We start from the raw sequence: 16,336 nt of genomic DNA on the forward strand, positions 1-16,336 counted from the left end.
ACAAATGCCCCGAGCTCTCGCTTTCAGCGCTGTACCAATTCGATAGCCCGGTCAGACAGCGCACCATGCAGGCTCCTCAAAGCTGCTTCCAGTTCACTGCCTTCCTCCACATCGAAGCGCTCAATGGTTTCCATCGAGCTTTTGAGGGCTAAGTTAGCATTCACAATTACTTCCTTGCCCGCAATCTTGGTCAGCAGGTCGTCACACAGCTTTTGCCCTTGAGGCGTGATGCCGCGATAGAGCGTGATGCTGTGATCGTTGGTTTGCACGCGAATGAACCGAACATGATCGTCGAATCGGTGAAACCGTGGATGGAACATTTCCGTAAAAGTACTTGGTAATGGATAGGCTTCCAGGTTCTGCTTTGTCGGGCAGGCCCAGTCCTTATCACTCTTTAAGCTGTTGCAATCTACACACGCGACCGACAGGTTCCAGAAGTGAAACGAGTACTGCTCATAGCTTTCACGGGGGAGGATGTGTTCAATTGGCTTAGAATAGCCGCTGTTGAACAACCATCGGCGGCAATAGCAGCATCGATTACCTTGTTCTTTCGCGATGTAGTTCCTGAATGCGCCTTTGATGTCACTGACGATGGGCTTCGCTGTGCCTCGTTTGTTCTTGGGCTTCTCTTTCTGTGCCGAGGTAGTAGGCGCTCCCGCTTCAGGTGCGCCTGCGGCAGCAACTGCTCCACTCGCTGTACATTCAACCGGCGGTTCGGGCTCAGGTTTTTTCTTGGGTTTGGGATTCGAAAACTCATTCCACAGGTTGCGTTTCACAAGTTCCGCACCGGCCTGCTGCACCTTGAATCGCTTTAATGCCAGCACATGGAAGCGATGGATGTTGAACATCACAACCTTATGGAAGCGTGGCTCGGAATGGCACTGTGTCTTGTAGCCCTTGTATGTGGACGTCAGCTCTGCCTCGTCCAAAACAGAGTAATCAGGCATGGCTTACCTCCGCTTCGCTCAACACCAAATAATCAGTCATTTTAGATCTCAGCTCCCTCTCGGGCGAGCTTATCTGCTGCTTCCTTGTCACGTAGAAGCAGCTCTACAGCCGTGTAAGCTTTTTTTATGAGGTCGACGTCTTCTTGCTGGCCTGGCGGGACGTATGCCCCACGTATAACCTTCATCTTCTCGATCATCCCTTCAAGCTCAGCCAGCGGAGAAGGGTGGTCAGCTAGGGAAGACGCTTTCGATTCCATGGTCTTCGCAACAATGCGCGCACAAGCTTCGTGCACTGCGCGATTATGTGGGGTGTAGGTACCAAACCCCCCCAAGATGATCGATTCGACCGAATAGCGTTCTCTCTCACCTAGCTCCGGCAATAGTCCCATGTTCAGCATGAAACTGTGACTGCCCCTATCGTTGGCATTGGTAATAAGGGTGGGGGCATGGGTCGCCACGACGAACGAGCAGCCGAACCGTCGAGACAAGAGATGGAAAACTCTCGGCAGCGTTTGCTGCCATTTCAGGTGCAAGCTGATCTCCGGCTCGTCCACCAGGAAGACCGTGCCACGCTCAGCCGTGGTAATGATGCTCAGCAACAGCTGGTTGATGTTTTGCTCACCCGAGCTTAAGGACGAGTAGGAGATAATCCGTTCCTTTTGATCCTCCGTTGCCGGGCGCACTACGCCAAACTCATAATTACCCAGCTTGGTCGGAACTTGATTATCAGCAGCATTATCCGACATCTTCATGAGCCGAATGTCGGCTGGCGTGTTGTCCAAGGCCATTTCAGGCCGGAGCATGAAGTAGAAGCGCGTTGCGAACCCCAAACACTCCTGACACTCCTTTAAGGCCTCGAGCATGTGCTGGTCGACGAGCACCCGTGCCGCCAGGTACGTAATGTTCTTCGTCAGCTTTGAGGGCGAGATTGAGTCCGTGCTGGTTCGCGCACCCCGGTACTCGAAGCGACTGTTTTGTTTGGCGCGCCCGAGCGGAAAGCGGTCATGCACGCCCGTTGAGATCCCTACCGTTTTGCGATCTAGCTCGCCGATTCGTTGGATAAGCTCACACAGCAGCTGGGTCTTGCCGGCGCCGTTGTTACCGATGATGTAGATGCATGCAGGCTCAGCGGGGTCGTTCAGTAGCTTGAGAATATCTTGGGGATTTGCCGTAACGTTGAACGCACTTCCTTCGAGCTGATTGGTACGAATGAAGTTTTTGGGCGAGTAGATCTTCAAAGGCTCTTGGGGATCAGTCTTGTCCTCAATGCATAGTGTCTTGATGTTCTGATATCCACTTGAGAATTGAGCATTCAAGATGGTTGCAACCTTCGCGGGAATACTCTTCGGCAGACTGTCGATGTCGCGTGCTTCATGAATGTTGAAAATGTGTCCAGCCAGGATCGCGCGCTCCTGAAGATCCAGTCGTTCCAGTGATTTGTTAGAATTGGATACATCAACGTAGAGGTGTGGCTTGCGCATCAAATGAATATGCTGGCTGAAGATAAGGAGCACTTGGTCGTTCGAGGCGTTTCTGGCTTCACTGGTACTGAAGCAAATCGCTGCATCAAACCGCAGACCAGCTTCCACTGCGGGTGCAATTTCTTTGAGCAATCTGCCGTATTTCGCTTTGCTGGCAGGAAGTACCAGCATAAAGCGGGCGGCTTCCGCATACTCCAAGGCAAATTCTGCGAAATTGGTCAATCCCGTCACCGCCATGAAGTTGAATTGGGGACCTGAATCAATGAGGTAACTTGGTTGATTATCGGCGATCCGGCCTGGTATGCGGCTGTCAATGAAATCAGGATAGATTTGGTTGATAATCAGCTTGAAGGAAATGAGGGTCCTTAAGGCTCTTGAGACAGGGGCTATCATCGGGAAGGAGCTGTCATCAATTAATATCGCCTTGCCAATGGACAATTCGGCTGTTGTCGGCGCGATCTCGACAATGGGCGAGTACAGGGTGGAGTGGATACTGCCGACTAAGGCCGCCACCGCCATCGGATGGCTAGGTGGGATCTTGTAGACTTCGAAGATGTACAAATCAATGAGGTAAGTCGCCGTTTTTACTCTGACCTCTCGATCCATCGTTTCGGACGAAACATCGCGTACGCTTACCAGCTTTTCATTAAACGCAGACCTGATTTCGGTATCGTCGAAATCTTTCAGCTTCAAGAGTTCAGTCACTCCTGCACGGGCATCTTCGAAGAAATTGCGATACAGGCTCTGTAAAATCAGGCCTTTGGTCAGATGCAGCGCTGCGAGGAGATTGATTTTTTCTGGTGAAATGCTTGGAAAACTGCGGCTTACGGTGTGCATTTCTTCAGCGATAAGGCGAGTGATCTCACGGCCTTCGTCGTATTCCATATGAGGGTCTCAAGTCTGCTGCGCGTCTAAGAAGGTAGTGGCTGAGTGAATCTCGCTGCGACCGTGCGAGCTTAAGAGCCGGACACGGTCGCTTCTAGCACTCAGTGCTGTGGCAGCTCACTCACCGATAACTGGTTTCTACCCGGCCACGGGCTCTCTGAGGTTGTAACGCCATCAGGAGTGGGCACGAGGGACCATATACGTGCTTCGATCCCGTCGTTTTGCAGCTTACGCATGAAGTAACGGGCTTGAAGGGCGTCATGGGTTGCAATCACAACCTGGAAACCATGATCGACGATGTAATCACGAAGCACATCGAATACCGACGCTGCATGCACCAGGTCATGATGTTGGGTTGGGTCGTCTAGAAGCAGGCCGCGCCAGGAAGACCACTGATGATCAAGCGCCATTGACAGCAGGAAGGTTAACTGCAAATCCGTCAGCTGAGCCTCACTGGCTATCGCCGGTACCGGGACTAACTCCCCGTGGAGCGGCACCGACACTTCAGCACGCTCCTTTCTATAGAGGCTGCGAAAATCCAGATTCGTCCCGGTAAAACGCTGTTCTCTAACCACTCGCTTCAAGAGCGCCTGCCACCGTGGCACTACGGCGAGTACGTGTTTTTGAACATTAGCGATTTCGGAGGATAGGTGCTGATTGAACGTGTCCATCGCATCGGATAGCAGTGATAGACGCTTCTGGCCCGATTGCTCTTTCTCCACTCGCTGACGAAGATTAGCGGTGAACTCATCCTCCGACAACTCGCCGCGCCGACGATCCAGGAGACCCTGAGCCAAGCGCGCTTGCTCCAATTTACTCCAGGCACCGATCTCGATTTTGATCGTTTGTAGCGTTTCTGAGTGTCGAGCCAGCTCGGTGGCGGAGGACTGCAACTGAGCCTCGCGACTGCTCGCAACCTCGGCAGTTGGATCGCCGGGGAACGATAGCTGGCGCCAGGAAGCTCGGACAGTAGCGAGTCGAGATTGGGCATCGGATAGCTGGGTTTCCAGGCCAGATACCCTATTTGTCACTTCGGTCAGTTGAACCTGATGCCGATCCAAGGCGGATTGCTCGGCCGTCACCTTGGCGCTCAGGTCAGCTATCTGATTGGCATTTTGGTTTTGCTCCAAGGACAACTCTTCAAGCGTTTGTGCTGGCGGAGCGTCTGCAGTGATTGCTGCCAATGCCGCCGTCGCCTGCTCGAGCCTGCTGCTGGCCTCTGATCGGCCCTGTCGCGCGGAGTCCAATGCACGAACAGCCGAATCGTAGGCGTTTTTTTTCTGATCAAAGACATCGGTGGCTAGTGGGGGCGCAAGATTGCGCTGCTTCTCGTCGAGCTGAAGCTTGGCTGAAGCATTTGCATCTTCGCGACGTCGGATCGACTCTTTCGCGAGAGATACCGTATCGCCGCCGAGCAAAACATTGGTTCTTAGATCGTCGATGTCCGCCGCCAGGGCCGCCTGCTGGAATTCCAGTTCAACAATCCTACCCTTACATGCTCTCAATTCTGCTTCGGCGTGTGTTACCGCCTCTGTGCACTCACGCAAAGCATCAGTTGCCTTCTTGACACGTCGTTCGGCGTCGACAACATTGGGGTCGATAGCCTCTAAAGCCTTGGCTACACGATCATGAAGGCCTGTTGCTCCGTGCTCTTCGCCACATAAGGGGCAGTCACCACGATCGCTTGGTAGGTGGGCCGCGATGGAAGCAACTGCTTGCCGTATCGAATCAGCGGCCGAGGTCAAAGTCTCGTGATGGCTCTTCGCGGCCAGCTCCTCAGCTTCAGCGGATACCCTTGACGAAACTGCGGTTCGAAGCTGTTCTTGAAGGACATCCTCTTGTGCCTCTTCACCACTGATGGAGCCCGTAACATCTGCAACGTGCTGAAGCGCCTGCTCCCAGCGCTCCAGGAGTTGATGAGCGGTGCGAAGATCAGCATCTATCTGTAGCAACGCCTTGCGCTGTCTATTGATGAGGTCATGTTGAACGCCGAGCTGCTCGTTGCCTTCATGCTCGCTACGCAAGGTGGAGGCCAGCGACTCAGCTGTGGTCAGAGTATTGTCAGCGGTCTCCAGTACCTGCTTGCGTTGATCGACCGCCTCTTTGGCCTGGCTCTCATTCATGTGCCGATTGAGCTTCTGACCGATAGCATCACGCGCACCTTCAGCAGCGACCAACTCCTGCTGGAGTCGCTCATGATTGGCAGAGACTAGGGCACGATCTTGTTTCTTCTGTGCAAGCTCCTGCGTAACATTGATGAGATCGTTACCAAGCTGCTCTGAACGTGCTTGCTCAGACACGAACCGGCCTATGAGCCCGTCAACCTCAGCCAGCGCCGTGATCTGATTACGAAGTCGGTCTAGCTTGGTTTGTACCAATTGCTCCAACGCATCGTGCACCGTTTCCAAGCCATCTTGACCCAGCGGCGGCACCAGTAGTCCTGCGGGCAACTGCTCGAAGCTCTGCGCCTGGCGCGCGATGTCTGAAATGGATTCAGCGATGTTTTCTTTGCTACGAAGTGCGCCTTGAGACTGAGAAGCTGCCAGATCCCGTTCAAGGGTCAAGCTTTGCCATTCACCAAATTCTGCTTCGAGTGTTTCGAGCGCGCTCTTGGCTTGTTTCAGTTGCTCTGTGAGCGCGCGGCGAATGCCACCAAGGGCAGAGCTCACCTGGGTGCCATCTTTGCCAATCGGCAACCGGGCCAACTGAGAGCCTGCAACTTTGGCATCTGCCTTTACCAGCCATTCCCCTTCGCGCTGATCAAGCAGATGGGTAAGCCTCAGCAGAAACGGAATGTCCTCAGGGTTTGTATCTGGAAAAAGAGGGCTGAGGTCGCCCGTTCTTTCAACGTCACCAATTTTGCTCACCTGAGCAGAGGCTTGCACATCACCGAAATCTAGACTCACTCGAGCCATGGCTTGAGTGTCTCGAATGATTGGGGAAAGATTTTCGCCGAGTCGAGAGATCTTGCCAGTGAGACCGAACTCTATGGCTTCGAAGATCGCCGTCTTTCCGGTGCCATTAGGCGCAAGGAGAATGGTTGCACCGCGGCTAAGCTCAATCGTGGTGTCGGCGCCAAACCTGCGGATGTTGGAAAGCGTAATGGACTTCAGCTGTTTCATTGGGAGTCCTCTTCACCAAACGCTGCAACCTTCAGGGCTTCAGCGATATCACCGCCTGATTTTCCAGACAACAGTAATTCTCGCCACGCTTCGAGATGCGGCACCACCCAGGAATGCGCCAGGCCCAGTGAGCCCAGGGACGCTAGCAGTGGATCGCTGATGTTGTCTGAGCTACCGACGGGCGAAAGGGTCGCCAAGAAACTACGGTCTAGAAAGGAGCCGACGTCTTCCTGCTCTCTGACCACTATCTTTCTGCAGAATCGATCGTCCGTCTCGAGGCGAGCTGCGTCTTCTGATGCAATGCCTTCGATGAGCATGAACATGTAGAGGTCGGCTGTTTGCGGTTCCGCAAGCATGTCGCGGACATCCGCTGCCCACCGAAATGCGCCTTGGATTTTTGCCGTATCGAAGGGAAAGGCTGCGATCAACACAGTCCGCCAGCCCGCACCTTCCTGATTGACCCGTTTAAGTTGTACCGCAGTAATGTCGATCTCAATCGACGGCGACGCCAGTTCAAAAGTGTCGGACAAGGAAACGTCATAGCGACCTTCGGCACGCTTCGAGATGGCTGCAACCATCTCCGGGATTGTTAGCATTTCAGAGTCCTTTCGCGTTCGTCTCGATGGCTGACTCGCGGGCGAGCAGTCGATCTTGCCATTGCTTAGTGAAGTGTTGTCGCACAGAGGCCAGGTTCCCCCTACGCAGATGATTAAACGCGCCAGACCGGGTGACGAGCAGGTGCGGCTGGCGCTCGGCCGCCATGCTGGTAGCCGCCTCGGCGTCGTCAGCCATCCCTACGTTCAATAGCTCTGACGGGGAGGCGCTCACGCCTGACAGGATTACGACCGAAGCAGGGGAAGGGCCGATAATCGTCATCAAAGGATCGTCAGACAGCTCACGGACTTCTGGAGCGCTGCCTGCGGGGCCAGACCAATACTTAAGCGCGATGCTCAGCACCTGACCACAATCCGGGAATGACGCCCAGTTGGTGCCGCTTCCACCGACCCCAACGGCAACCAGCAACAGAATTTCAACGGCGGTGACCAGCAGGTCTAAGGTGCGGGGACCGAGGCGAAGTGCGTGCTTCGAGTTTTTCCCTTCCGTTTCCGGGTATAGAAGCTGTTCCAGAAATTTTCGACGGCTCTCGGGATTCTTGGCGAATCCGTCCACCCAATCCAGCCAAACCGCTTCCATGGCGTCAGCGAGGGCCGAATCAGTAATGGCCGTGAGCTTTCCAGAGACACCTTGGATGACGCGTTGCCACACCAAGTCGTCCATGGCGTTTGCGAGCGCTTCAGCTTCCGCTCGGGCAGCGCCTTGTGTCTTGAATTCATGATCCAGCGCGCACGCAAGACGCTCAGGATTTTCGAGCCACGGGAGGTTGTTCAGGTCGCTCTCCGCGCAACCGAGCGTGTGGCCGACTTCATGGCCGACGCTACCGCGCCACGTTGGTACGCCTAGCATTAGACTCTGACTGCCACTGGGCAGGTGCAAAGCCATGCGCAGTATCGCTGATGGAAGAGTGAGATTTTCTCCGATGGAGGGCGAGTATGGGGCGTATATTCTGAGCTTCCGGCTCCCAGGTTCAGTGCTCCACATGTGCTCCACAACCCCCTGCGCAGATCGGGGAGCCACCCCACCAAGATCATGGGTACCAGCGAACGACCATGACCTGCCGGCAGGCAGAACTTCGTCACCTAACAGATACTGTGCCCAGGTTTCGATATCTGGACGAAGCTCGTCTTTTAGCTCTCGGACTACCGCATGGCATCCCAAAGCCGACACGTCAGATGTCTCGCCAGTGATGTACGTTATCAGCCGTTCAAGCGTCCGTTTCGGATCGGTAAAGTGCCGGCCAAGAGAATCAGCGCAGCGTTGCTCCAAGGTCGCATCGTTGCCTACGCAGACTATGGTGACTCGACGCAGGGTATCCCTAATCTGGGCCCAATCTTTGAACCCACACCAGGTCGTGAGCCAAAGATAGGTTCGTTCTGTGGGGCCGTCCTTGCGATTGGAAAGTTCGTCCAGATCAAGTCCGTCCTGGCGACACAGTTTGCATAAAGCATCCACATGGTCGACGGTGAGCTCAGCCTTGACCTTCAGGCTAGCACCCACGAGGGTCAATTTGAATTGACGGTCGGGTAGAGCGTCGAATGTGCCCTGTCTGGCATGCTTCGCGAGGCTAGCGAACGCTGAATCCAGGACAGATTCTACTTGTGGTGGTTTCTTGTGCTTGAGAGGTGCATTCAAAGGGGGAGGGTTGGGGCCAGCGACGGGCTGCAGCGTAGCATTGGCAGATCCACTCTTTGCTCGCTTGGCCAGGTACTTTACCTTGTCGGCATCTTTGGTGCAGAAATCACTGGCTTGGCGTTTGACTTGCAGATGCTCAAGGGAGTTAGGGGAATGCTGGATCACGACGTCATCCCATTCCTCAATACCGCCCTGTTCGGCGCCGATCGCGAGTGGAGCGCACCTCCCATCAAGGAACTTCTCAAGCATGTCCGACAAACGTTGAGCAATGACCAGCCTCTCGTAATGAGACTTCTGCTCCAGCCGGAACCTTCTGATCATACCGACATCCCTTCACTTCTTGTTTTCCCGACCAGCTCCGCTGGCAGTGTGCCACATGCTACCATTTGAAATGGCTCAGTGGTGTGCACCTGTGGGATAGGATCGTCAGGTCAAACGCGTCGGCATGTTTCTAAAGCCTCCTGATTATCCTTTCGACTAACCGGTAGTTATGTCTCAGCCGAGGGCACTTTCAGTCTCAACTGCAACTCATCAAGAGTAGCTGAAAGCTTTGACGATCCACCTGTCCAGTAAGTGCAGGGAAGGGCGAGAGCTCAAGCTAGTCAGAAGCGTTGTTGTACCGCTTTCGGTGTGAAGGCGTTACACGAGGTACTTGCAGGCTTCCCTGCCTTCGAGGGTCTGTTCGCAGAGTTCCTCAGGGTCGATAGACATTCCACCACGGTCGGTGATCTATCGGCTGGCATTGGGCCAACTGAGCCAGGAAGACTTGATCGACTGCTTCCCATCGCCCTTAATGCTGGAGTTCGGAAGGTGACTTCCCCGGTCGCTTACCGTAATCCGTCAAATGTTCATTTCATCTCGCTTGGCAGTTCCGTCCGAATTCGGGAAAACAGTTCATCGAGGGAGAGCGGATTGTCTTGAAGCAGATAACAGCCTACAAGTATGGTCAGCGGATGAACGTCCAACACAGATGCCAGCTCGTCTACCTTCTCGATAGTAGGGCTCTTCAGACCGCGCTCTAGGGTACTGAGGTAAGTCCGACTGCTCACGTCGGAGAAATCCTCCTGTGAAAGCTTCCTTTTGGATCTCAGCTGTTTCAGAGCCGCGCCAAATGCCTGTTTCAGTTCCATATTGCCAATCTCGCAAAAGGAACGATGAAGCCTTTTTGAGCTCTATAGAGCTACAATCTATAGTGTTCAGTTTTGGGAGGGCGCTATGTTCATCACTCACAAAAACGCAGAAATTTCCCTCGGCGCGTACCTGGGTGATGACTCCACCCAGTACTGGCAGTGCGTTGAACAAACCACTCATTGCCCTTGGTTTTACGTCAAAGTAGGCCGACAACAAGGCAGTGAAGTATTGGCAAGCATGGTATTGATACCCAGTATTTCAGCGCTCGAGCAGTTGCTTAGTGAACAAGGACCAGACATTTGGTTGATAGATGTTCAGTTGGTTTCCCCGGCTTATCTGAACGGAAGTGATGGGTGGAGGATGGAGAGACTACTAGAGGTGCGCGAAGCGGTAGATGACACGAATGACGGGGCGTCCTGCGTGTATAGCATGGAAGGAGGGCATATCTATATTGAGGACTTGGGATCTAGTCGGTCCACGTTGCACAGTTCTCGCACCATTTTTTCGGCCGCTGTACAATTTTGATAACAGTGCAACTACGCCAACACAAGTCTGAGGACATCCATCTCGATGTTGGATCGTATCGGCCATAGGGTATGGCGCTCGAGAGAAATCGTGAATGCAACCGCTAAAGGGGCCACATGCAACACTGGTTCGAATTTCACCCGTAGGCCGGTTGCCATTGACAGTTCCAAGCAGTGAGCCCGTCGGAACACCAGGCATCAGTCCAAGTGTTTTTATGGTTTGCATTGCTTGGAAGTGGAAAACACTTCAGCATTGGGTAACGCCTGCAATTGTTTGAGTTGCTCCCGGGTTTCTTCCCATGCAGGGAAAAATTTTCGCCACGCAGTCATACCGCCCATCTCACCAACAGCTAAAAGCATTGCTTTGTGGGATGCTACTAGTAGATCCCGCTCTCCTTTCAGCACTTCATTTTCTTGCGTTAGACGTGCCACCTTTGCTTGTAGGTGGGTACGGGATTGTTTGTCTGTTTTTTCAATTAAGGCATGCAATTCGCGCTGACGCGTTTGGTATCGGTCCAATAACGCTTTACGTTTAGGCTGACGGGTCACATCGCTAGCGTGCTTGAAGGGGGAGTCCGCTTCCCGAATTACAGAGCGCGCACTGATGTCAATGTTGTCGTTGAGCATTCTTTGGAGGATTTCGTCCAGCCGCTGGTCTTTCATGTGGGACTCCAAATCTTGGGTTCATCCAAGATGGATGAAGCTTGTTTGCTCTCAACGGGGTTGTATAGATCTTTACCATCTGGAAATGGCCGCTCGCCGGGAGCAGTGGCAAGTATTTTTTCTAGGCTTTCAAGACGGGACTGCGCATGTTTTAGCTGGTTCTGCCAGCCAATATTTCGTGATTGAGGTGGACTTGCCTCAATAACGGTAACGACATCGATCATTCTCTGCTTCAGCTGTTGTAGATTCTGATTTTCCTCGGATATCGGCGAGCGAGTAAGATGCCGACAGTCGTAGCATTCTAGGTGTTTGGGACACGGGTCAACCGTGAAGCTGTTTACGCAGAAGCCGAAGGGAGTCGCGTGCAAACCGTCTGCCTCGGTAGACAGATAGCTGAATGCTTGGTCGTCACCGAGATCTTTCTGAATCTTTTGAAACTCGTCGACAATCGGCCCCCTAATTTTCTTGGCCATGATCATTTTCAGGGTTTCTTGAGCTCTAGGAGCCATATCCTCTGCGCCGGATGGCAGATCGATATTAGCTAGGTCCTCCGCAAGGCTCCGATGGTCATACACATAGCTCTGGGCAACACTGTGCCTGTTGAAGCGTTTGGTGATGATTGTGTCAGCCACGCCAAGTCGAAAAAGCTCAGCATTTTGAAGATGGCGGAGTGAATGTGTATTCAGACTTAGCGCGCGATCCTCATCCGTCTGACCATAGCGAGAAAAGACATTATTAGCGCCACCGCCAAGATGAAACTGAAGATCCTGGCTAGATGCACGACCGACCGCAAAATAGCGATTGATATCAAGTAGTCCACCATTTCGCAATTCGATATGCGCCCGGATGGGCATAAGGAACATTAGTTCGGTGGGATACAGACGCTCACCGTTGCGGAGTAAAAAAGCTTTAGTGTCCGGAAGTTTTGAGGCCATGGAATTTTGGATCAAAACTTCAACATCGCTTACTCTAAAATGAGCTTTTCTCCAGTCAACCGAACCGACAAAAAGAGAGCCGTCAGCGCGCAGTGGAGCGATGGGCCATTTGTTGAAGTACTTCAAACAATTATGGGACAACCCATGAGTGCCGATTCGGTCAATTTGCCATTGGCGGATTTCATCTAAATATTTTGAATCAAATGTTTCACGGTATTTTTCAACTAAATCCTCAGGCATTGGCAGAGAAGTGAACTCAAGAGATCCTGTCACTCGACTGTAGATGTCCCAAGCCGGCGCTAAAGCATCCGATGCAAGCTCTGGCATTAGCCGTCCTGAGGTGATCTGAAGCCGCAGACGTTCGCGGAGAGGCATTGTAAGCCTTTCTACTTCGCCAAGGGCTTCTGAAATCAGATCTTCGAAGATAGAAGGAGCGTGTTGAGTATTTTCGACAAGTACGATGCCCTCTGTGCCCACATCCTCATCCTGTTTTTCGGCAAAATTCCGAACTGACAGAGAACGAGAAATCCCCCCCTTAGCTCCCGCCGGGGAACCATCAGTAGCCAAATACTCATGCCAGCGTGCCCAATCTAGTGGAAGTAATGTGTTCTCACCAACGCGAAAACCGCACGCTATGGCGACTTTGATTTGGTTGAAACGAATAGCGTCGACGAAGGTCTTGGGTTGTTCGGTAAAGACAATACGAACAAGCTCCCAAAAAGCTTTGTCACTTGGTAGTTTCGCTGCTCCTTTTCGATCGGAAAGCTGCGCCCTCAGCTTGCTCGTTTGACGGTACGTATTATTGCCACGCTTGAGTTTTGCCACCTTATCCTCTGAGGAGGATCGATCGGGATAGGCGAAGCAGTGTTTGGAGAGTGGCGAGCGATCAGCGATGTGCAGACCATCGATTAAGGTTCGAACGACCATGGAGATATTAGCGGCTATTTTTCCTGAGGAGCCGATATGTAGGGCGACGTTATATGCGCGCTGTATCGTAGCCGGTGTTAAGTCCCATGGTGTTTCTGAAGCAGCGCATGTGGCGATGATCCGAAGAGGCCGCCCGACATTCAGCAGCGCATGTCCTGGCTTGTTACGCTTTACAAGCAGCTCATTCAACAAGGTAGCTTGATAAAAGTCGCGCCAGTGTTCCGGTAGGGCCTGAACAGGAAGGCCCGGCAGATTCTGTTGTTCGCGCAAGACATTGAGAGCGTCCAGGGCATTGACGTCGTAACCAAGCGCAGAGTGCCAGAAGTAGGGTGGTGTGACGAGGCCACAAAGCGTAGCTAGATCCCAGCGCGCTGCCTTTGACACTTTACCCACATCATCGACTGGCAGGTACCAAAGCAGCCCCCGCGATTCTGCCAATGATTTACCGTTCTCGATGAATTTGAAATAAAAATCATTCATGCTGGTTTGGTCCCATCATTGAGCTGTATTAGGCGAACTTCCTCGGCTACTTTTAATGCAGCTTGAAACATTCGGCGTAGCTGAGTGTAAGCAGGGCTCTCGTCGTTATAGCGGGAGGCAGTGGCAAAGGCAGTTACAACCGGTCGCAAGCTCTCAACTACGGACTCATGGATTTTGGGATCAGATAGCGGCAAAAATTTTCGGCAAGTGTAGCAACTCAAAATAGGATTCTTAGTACACAGAGATTGTCCTGTCGAACAGCCGCCAATGCCGGCAATGGGTATACCGTGAGGAACTCCTCCGATCTGCTGATCTGGATGAAGGCCGAGGAGGGCGGTCTTGTCTATCGTCCGAGTCTTCGCAACTTCCGCTACGTTGGAATAGATGTTGGAAAGGGCAAGCGCCTGGTTGACCCGCTGCGCTTGAGTAGGGGACGCATCAAAATAGACGTTGGCGGTCAACGTTGTTGCATGCCCCATAAACTCGGACAAGGAAATGTGGGATACACCCGAATCGACAAGTCGTTGGGCAGCACTGTGTCGCAAATCTGTTGCACTCCAACGTTGCCCAGTTATCTTTTCTGTCAGCCCTGCGATAGCTAAGGAGACATCCTTGGGAGGCATACGGAAAAATAAATGAGTAGGGTAGTCATTATTTACAAATAAATATGAGCTTGCATCAATGTAAGAGTTAAAAATTTGCACCCAGTCGGTTTTTATTCTGCGAGTGATAAGACGTTTTCTTTCTTTACCTCTTTGCTTTCCAAGAGGCACAGCGATATGGAGCGTCTTTGGATTATATGATCGCACGTCAGCAGTTTGAATACGGGCAATTTGACCAGGCCGAAGGCCAAACTGATGACTTAAAATTAGCAAGGATGCGTCCCTGAGAACTAGAGCGGTCTCTAACTTCAAGCTTTTACTCGCCAAAACTGCTACTTCATCTAGATACTCAATTATCAGAGATTGGTGATCCAGCGGAAGAAAACATTCTTGCATTCGAACGGTTTTATATGTATCCAACTTGGGGGCGGGAAGCAAACTCACGTAATCACTAAAATCTGTCGTCCAGGATCCTAGACCCAACCTGCACATTGAGTGAATAGCGGTTCTTGTTGCAAGGGCATTCATATACGCCCAATTGGACACATTCAGAATCCAGTAATCGCGAAATTTCTGCGGCGATTCGGAGATGGCTAGTATCGTGGAATCAGGTGAGCGAAGAATATTATCGAGAAACATGATTACTGATTTAACATCTAGGCGCCCCAGCATATCGATTGCGATATGCTTGAATGCTCGTCTCACACCCTGAGGGACCTTGATGAATTTTACAGTGTATTTTTTTCCATCGAACTGAGTCTTCCACTCATCATCGTCCAGCTTGTTGATAATGTTATATTTATCCTCAAAGTCATCGTAATAGCGGACACTGCTTGGTAGTACAGGAAGCGAGTCATCCAATAACAGCTGATACTGGTGAGGGTGACCCTCGCTGTGGTTATCCATTAGCGACCTCCATCAATTTCGCGGAGGGCACTAACAAACGTATCGTAGCTATCTGTCCAAACATCCGCAGATTCCGATTCAAAATAGGCCCGGGCGTAGTGTCTTGGCATGGCTGATGTTGCAGACCAACCAAAAAACACGCGCAATTTATTTGTCGCTGTGTCGAGATCAATCCCCGACTCCATAAACTTTGTTAGCCGATAAACAGCGCATGTATGACGAAGATCATGCGCTGTAATACATTGGCCTCCTCGATTCAATAGAGCCTTTTTCGCTGTCGCGGACAGATGCTCCGAGGCAACCTCAAAAACACGTTGGATGGACCGCAAAGAAATGGGTTTTCCCTTTTGAGATCCAAATAGGTAACTGTGAGTCCGTGTACGTCTATGACCCATGCTCAAGTTATCATTGGCGATCAAGACATCCTGTGAAACAGGTAACTGTCGTCTGGATTGGGAGTTTTTAAGGCTGGGTGCATCAAATCGGGAGTCCTCTTGCTCATATGGGCTCTCGTCGACATTAAGCCAGTAGCGCTCCTTGCCTGTAGCCGCGTCGAAGTCCGACTTAATAGCATCCAACGGCAAAATTGCTATTTCAGATCTTCGTAGACCCATTGTTGCTGCTAGCAAGAAAATCAGGTAATTACGCCACCGTAATTGTTCTGTGCGAAAAGGGTTTTCATTGGATAGAGGGTTAAATACGCGATAAAGATCATCAATCACAATAGACGGTAGAGCCCTTACTGGAGCGGGCGGCCGTGGTTTGCACGGTGCTAATTGTGCATAGAGTCGCTCCAGCCTGAGAACTCTTACTTCTAAAGTTTTACGTAGCTCATCGGTCCATGCTCCGACATGCCGGATTACGTCCAGCATGAAATTAAAAGCAGACGCCCACGTTGAGGAATTGTCCACGCTATCAAAGGTTGCTTGGTTCCTGAGGGACGAAAAAAAACCCGTAAGACCCGACTCGATTTCGTCAAATTGACAATCAGTCAGTAGGACATCAAGCAGATCAGATCCGTACTGACGCTCGAAATGCAGGTACAAACGATCTATCGCGTAAAGATGGCGGCAACGCGTGCTGTCCTCAAGTCCTGCGCGAAGAACGTCAGCCCAAACGGTGGGCCAATATCTCGGCATTCCTAAGGCATCCACTAGAACCCAGCCGCCAAGGGCTTGGGGCGTATGAGGTGATCGTAGTCTGAGACAAGGCATCGTCTGATCGTAGTCAGTGATCTAAAAAATGCCAAGCAAGGAGCAATTATCAAAAACGTTGCTAGGGTTAGCCGGTGGGTGGAAATGCAACGCTTACGGAACGTCCTGTCTTTAACATAATATACATTATGCGAAGCGTCCTATACGGGTCTGAGGGGCTCTGGTGATCAGATTGAAGCCTGGTAACGCCTCTATCCTCGCTTCATGCACAGCTTGGTGTCAGGTAGCACTGCATGCTTGAATGCCGTCCCCAGAAACGATGGAGAATT

At 52.0% G+C, this 16,336-nt stretch carries 11 protein-coding genes; 1 reads left to right on the forward strand and 10 read right to left on the reverse strand.

The features are described 5' to 3' along the window. Window positions 1–23: 23 nt before the first annotated feature. From QFW87_RS13045 to QFW87_RS13070, 6 genes are all read right to left on the reverse strand, one after another. On the reverse strand, window positions 24–947 hold the full coding sequence (locus QFW87_RS13045; RefSeq protein WP_283190700.1) for a hypothetical protein: 924 nt from the start codon (window positions 945–947) through the stop codon (window positions 24–26). A 41-nt stretch (window positions 948–988) separates the two neighbouring features. Further along, complete coding sequence (locus QFW87_RS13050; protein ID WP_283190701.1) at window positions 989–3,313, reverse strand: AAA family ATPase; 2,325 nt, start codon at window positions 3,311–3,313, stop codon at window positions 989–991. A 101-nt stretch (window positions 3,314–3,414) separates the two neighbouring features. Further along, window positions 3,415–6,435, reverse strand: a complete 3,021-nt coding sequence (locus tag QFW87_RS13055; protein ID WP_283190702.1) for an AAA family ATPase — start codon at window positions 6,433–6,435, stop codon at window positions 3,415–3,417. Further along, entirely contained in the window at window positions 6,432–7,031 is a 600-nt protein-coding gene (locus QFW87_RS13060) for an ABC-three component system middle component 1 (protein WP_283190703.1), read from the reverse strand. Before QFW87_RS13060 ends, QFW87_RS13055 begins: the two co-directional genes overlap by 4 nt. Before the next feature lies 1 nt (window position 7,032). After that, window positions 7,033–9,006 (reverse strand): ABC-three component system protein, encoded by a 1,974-nt coding sequence (locus QFW87_RS13065; RefSeq protein ID WP_283190704.1) that lies wholly within the window; start codon window positions 9,004–9,006, stop codon window positions 7,033–7,035. Between the two features lie 527 nt (window positions 9,007–9,533). After that, the gene (locus QFW87_RS13070) at window positions 9,534–9,815 is read right to left on the reverse strand and encodes a helix-turn-helix transcriptional regulator (protein WP_283190705.1); all 282 of its coding nucleotides are present in this window, start codon (window positions 9,813–9,815) and stop codon (window positions 9,534–9,536) included. A gap of 85 nt (window positions 9,816–9,900) precedes the next feature. Between QFW87_RS13070 and QFW87_RS13075 the strand changes: the two genes are divergently transcribed. Then, on the forward strand, window positions 9,901–10,341 hold the full coding sequence (locus QFW87_RS13075) for a hypothetical protein (RefSeq protein WP_283190706.1): 441 nt from the start codon (window positions 9,901–9,903) through the stop codon (window positions 10,339–10,341). Window positions 10,342–10,553: 212 nt separating this feature from the next. On the opposite strand, the gene QFW87_RS13080 is transcribed toward QFW87_RS13075, so the two are convergent. The 4 genes from QFW87_RS13080 to QFW87_RS13095 are packed head-to-tail and all read right to left on the reverse strand — an operon-like array spanning window position 10,554 to window position 15,992. After that, a complete protein-coding gene (locus QFW87_RS13080; RefSeq protein ID WP_283190707.1) occupies window positions 10,554–11,003 on the reverse strand; it encodes a hypothetical protein in 450 nt (149 codons plus the stop codon). After that, the gene (locus tag QFW87_RS13085) at window positions 11,000–13,345 is read right to left on the reverse strand and encodes a hypothetical protein (protein ID WP_283190708.1); all 2,346 of its coding nucleotides are present in this window, start codon (window positions 13,343–13,345) and stop codon (window positions 11,000–11,002) included. Before QFW87_RS13085 ends, QFW87_RS13080 begins: the two co-directional genes overlap by 4 nt. After that, a complete protein-coding gene (locus QFW87_RS13090) occupies window positions 13,342–14,853 on the reverse strand; it encodes a site-specific integrase (RefSeq protein ID WP_283190709.1) in 1,512 nt (503 codons plus the stop codon). The genes QFW87_RS13085 and QFW87_RS13090 overlap by 4 nt, the downstream gene beginning before the upstream one ends. Beyond that, complete coding sequence (locus QFW87_RS13095; RefSeq protein ID WP_283190710.1) at window positions 14,853–15,992, reverse strand: site-specific integrase; 1,140 nt, start codon at window positions 15,990–15,992, stop codon at window positions 14,853–14,855. Before QFW87_RS13095 ends, QFW87_RS13090 begins: the two co-directional genes overlap by 1 nt. Window positions 15,993–16,336 lie beyond the last annotated feature (344 nt).

The sequence above is a fragment of the Pseudomonas sp. PMCC200344 genome (genome assembly GCF_030053095.1).
GTDB lineage: Bacteria > Pseudomonadota > Gammaproteobacteria > Pseudomonadales > Pseudomonadaceae > Aquipseudomonas > Aquipseudomonas svalbardensis.

What these genes read in the sequence shown, in the direction of transcription:
- QFW87_RS13090 (WP_283190709.1), bottom strand. Translation starts at nt 14,853, where the DNA reads ATGGATAACCACAGCGAGGGTCACCCTCACCAGTATCAGCTGTTATTG.
- QFW87_RS13080 (WP_283190707.1), bottom strand. Translation starts at nt 11,003, where the DNA reads ATGAAAGACCAGCGGCTGGACGAAATCCTCCAAAGAATGCTCAACGAC.
- QFW87_RS13045 (WP_283190700.1), bottom strand. Translation starts at nt 947, where the DNA reads ATGCCTGATTACTCTGTTTTGGACGAGGCAGAGCTGACGTCCACATAC.
- QFW87_RS13065 (WP_283190704.1), bottom strand. Translation starts at nt 9,006, where the DNA reads ATGATCAGAAGGTTCCGGCTGGAGCAGAAGTCTCATTACGAGAGGCTG.
- QFW87_RS13070 (WP_283190705.1), bottom strand. Translation starts at nt 9,815, where the DNA reads ATGGAACTGAAACAGGCATTTGGCGCGGCTCTGAAACAGCTGAGATCC.
- QFW87_RS13050 (WP_283190701.1), bottom strand. Translation starts at nt 3,313, where the DNA reads ATGGAATACGACGAAGGCCGTGAGATCACTCGCCTTATCGCTGAAGAA.
- QFW87_RS13060 (WP_283190703.1), bottom strand. Translation starts at nt 7,031, where the DNA reads ATGCTAACAATCCCGGAGATGGTTGCAGCCATCTCGAAGCGTGCCGAA.
- QFW87_RS13085 (WP_283190708.1), bottom strand. Translation starts at nt 13,345, where the DNA reads ATGAATGATTTTTATTTCAAATTCATCGAGAACGGTAAATCATTGGCA.
- QFW87_RS13075 (WP_283190706.1), top strand. Translation starts at nt 9,901, where the DNA reads ATGTTCATCACTCACAAAAACGCAGAAATTTCCCTCGGCGCGTACCTG.
- QFW87_RS13055 (WP_283190702.1), bottom strand. Translation starts at nt 6,435, where the DNA reads ATGAAACAGCTGAAGTCCATTACGCTTTCCAACATCCGCAGGTTTGGC.
- QFW87_RS13095 (WP_283190710.1), bottom strand. Translation starts at nt 15,992, where the DNA reads ATGCCGAGATATTGGCCCACCGTTTGGGCTGACGTTCTTCGCGCAGGA.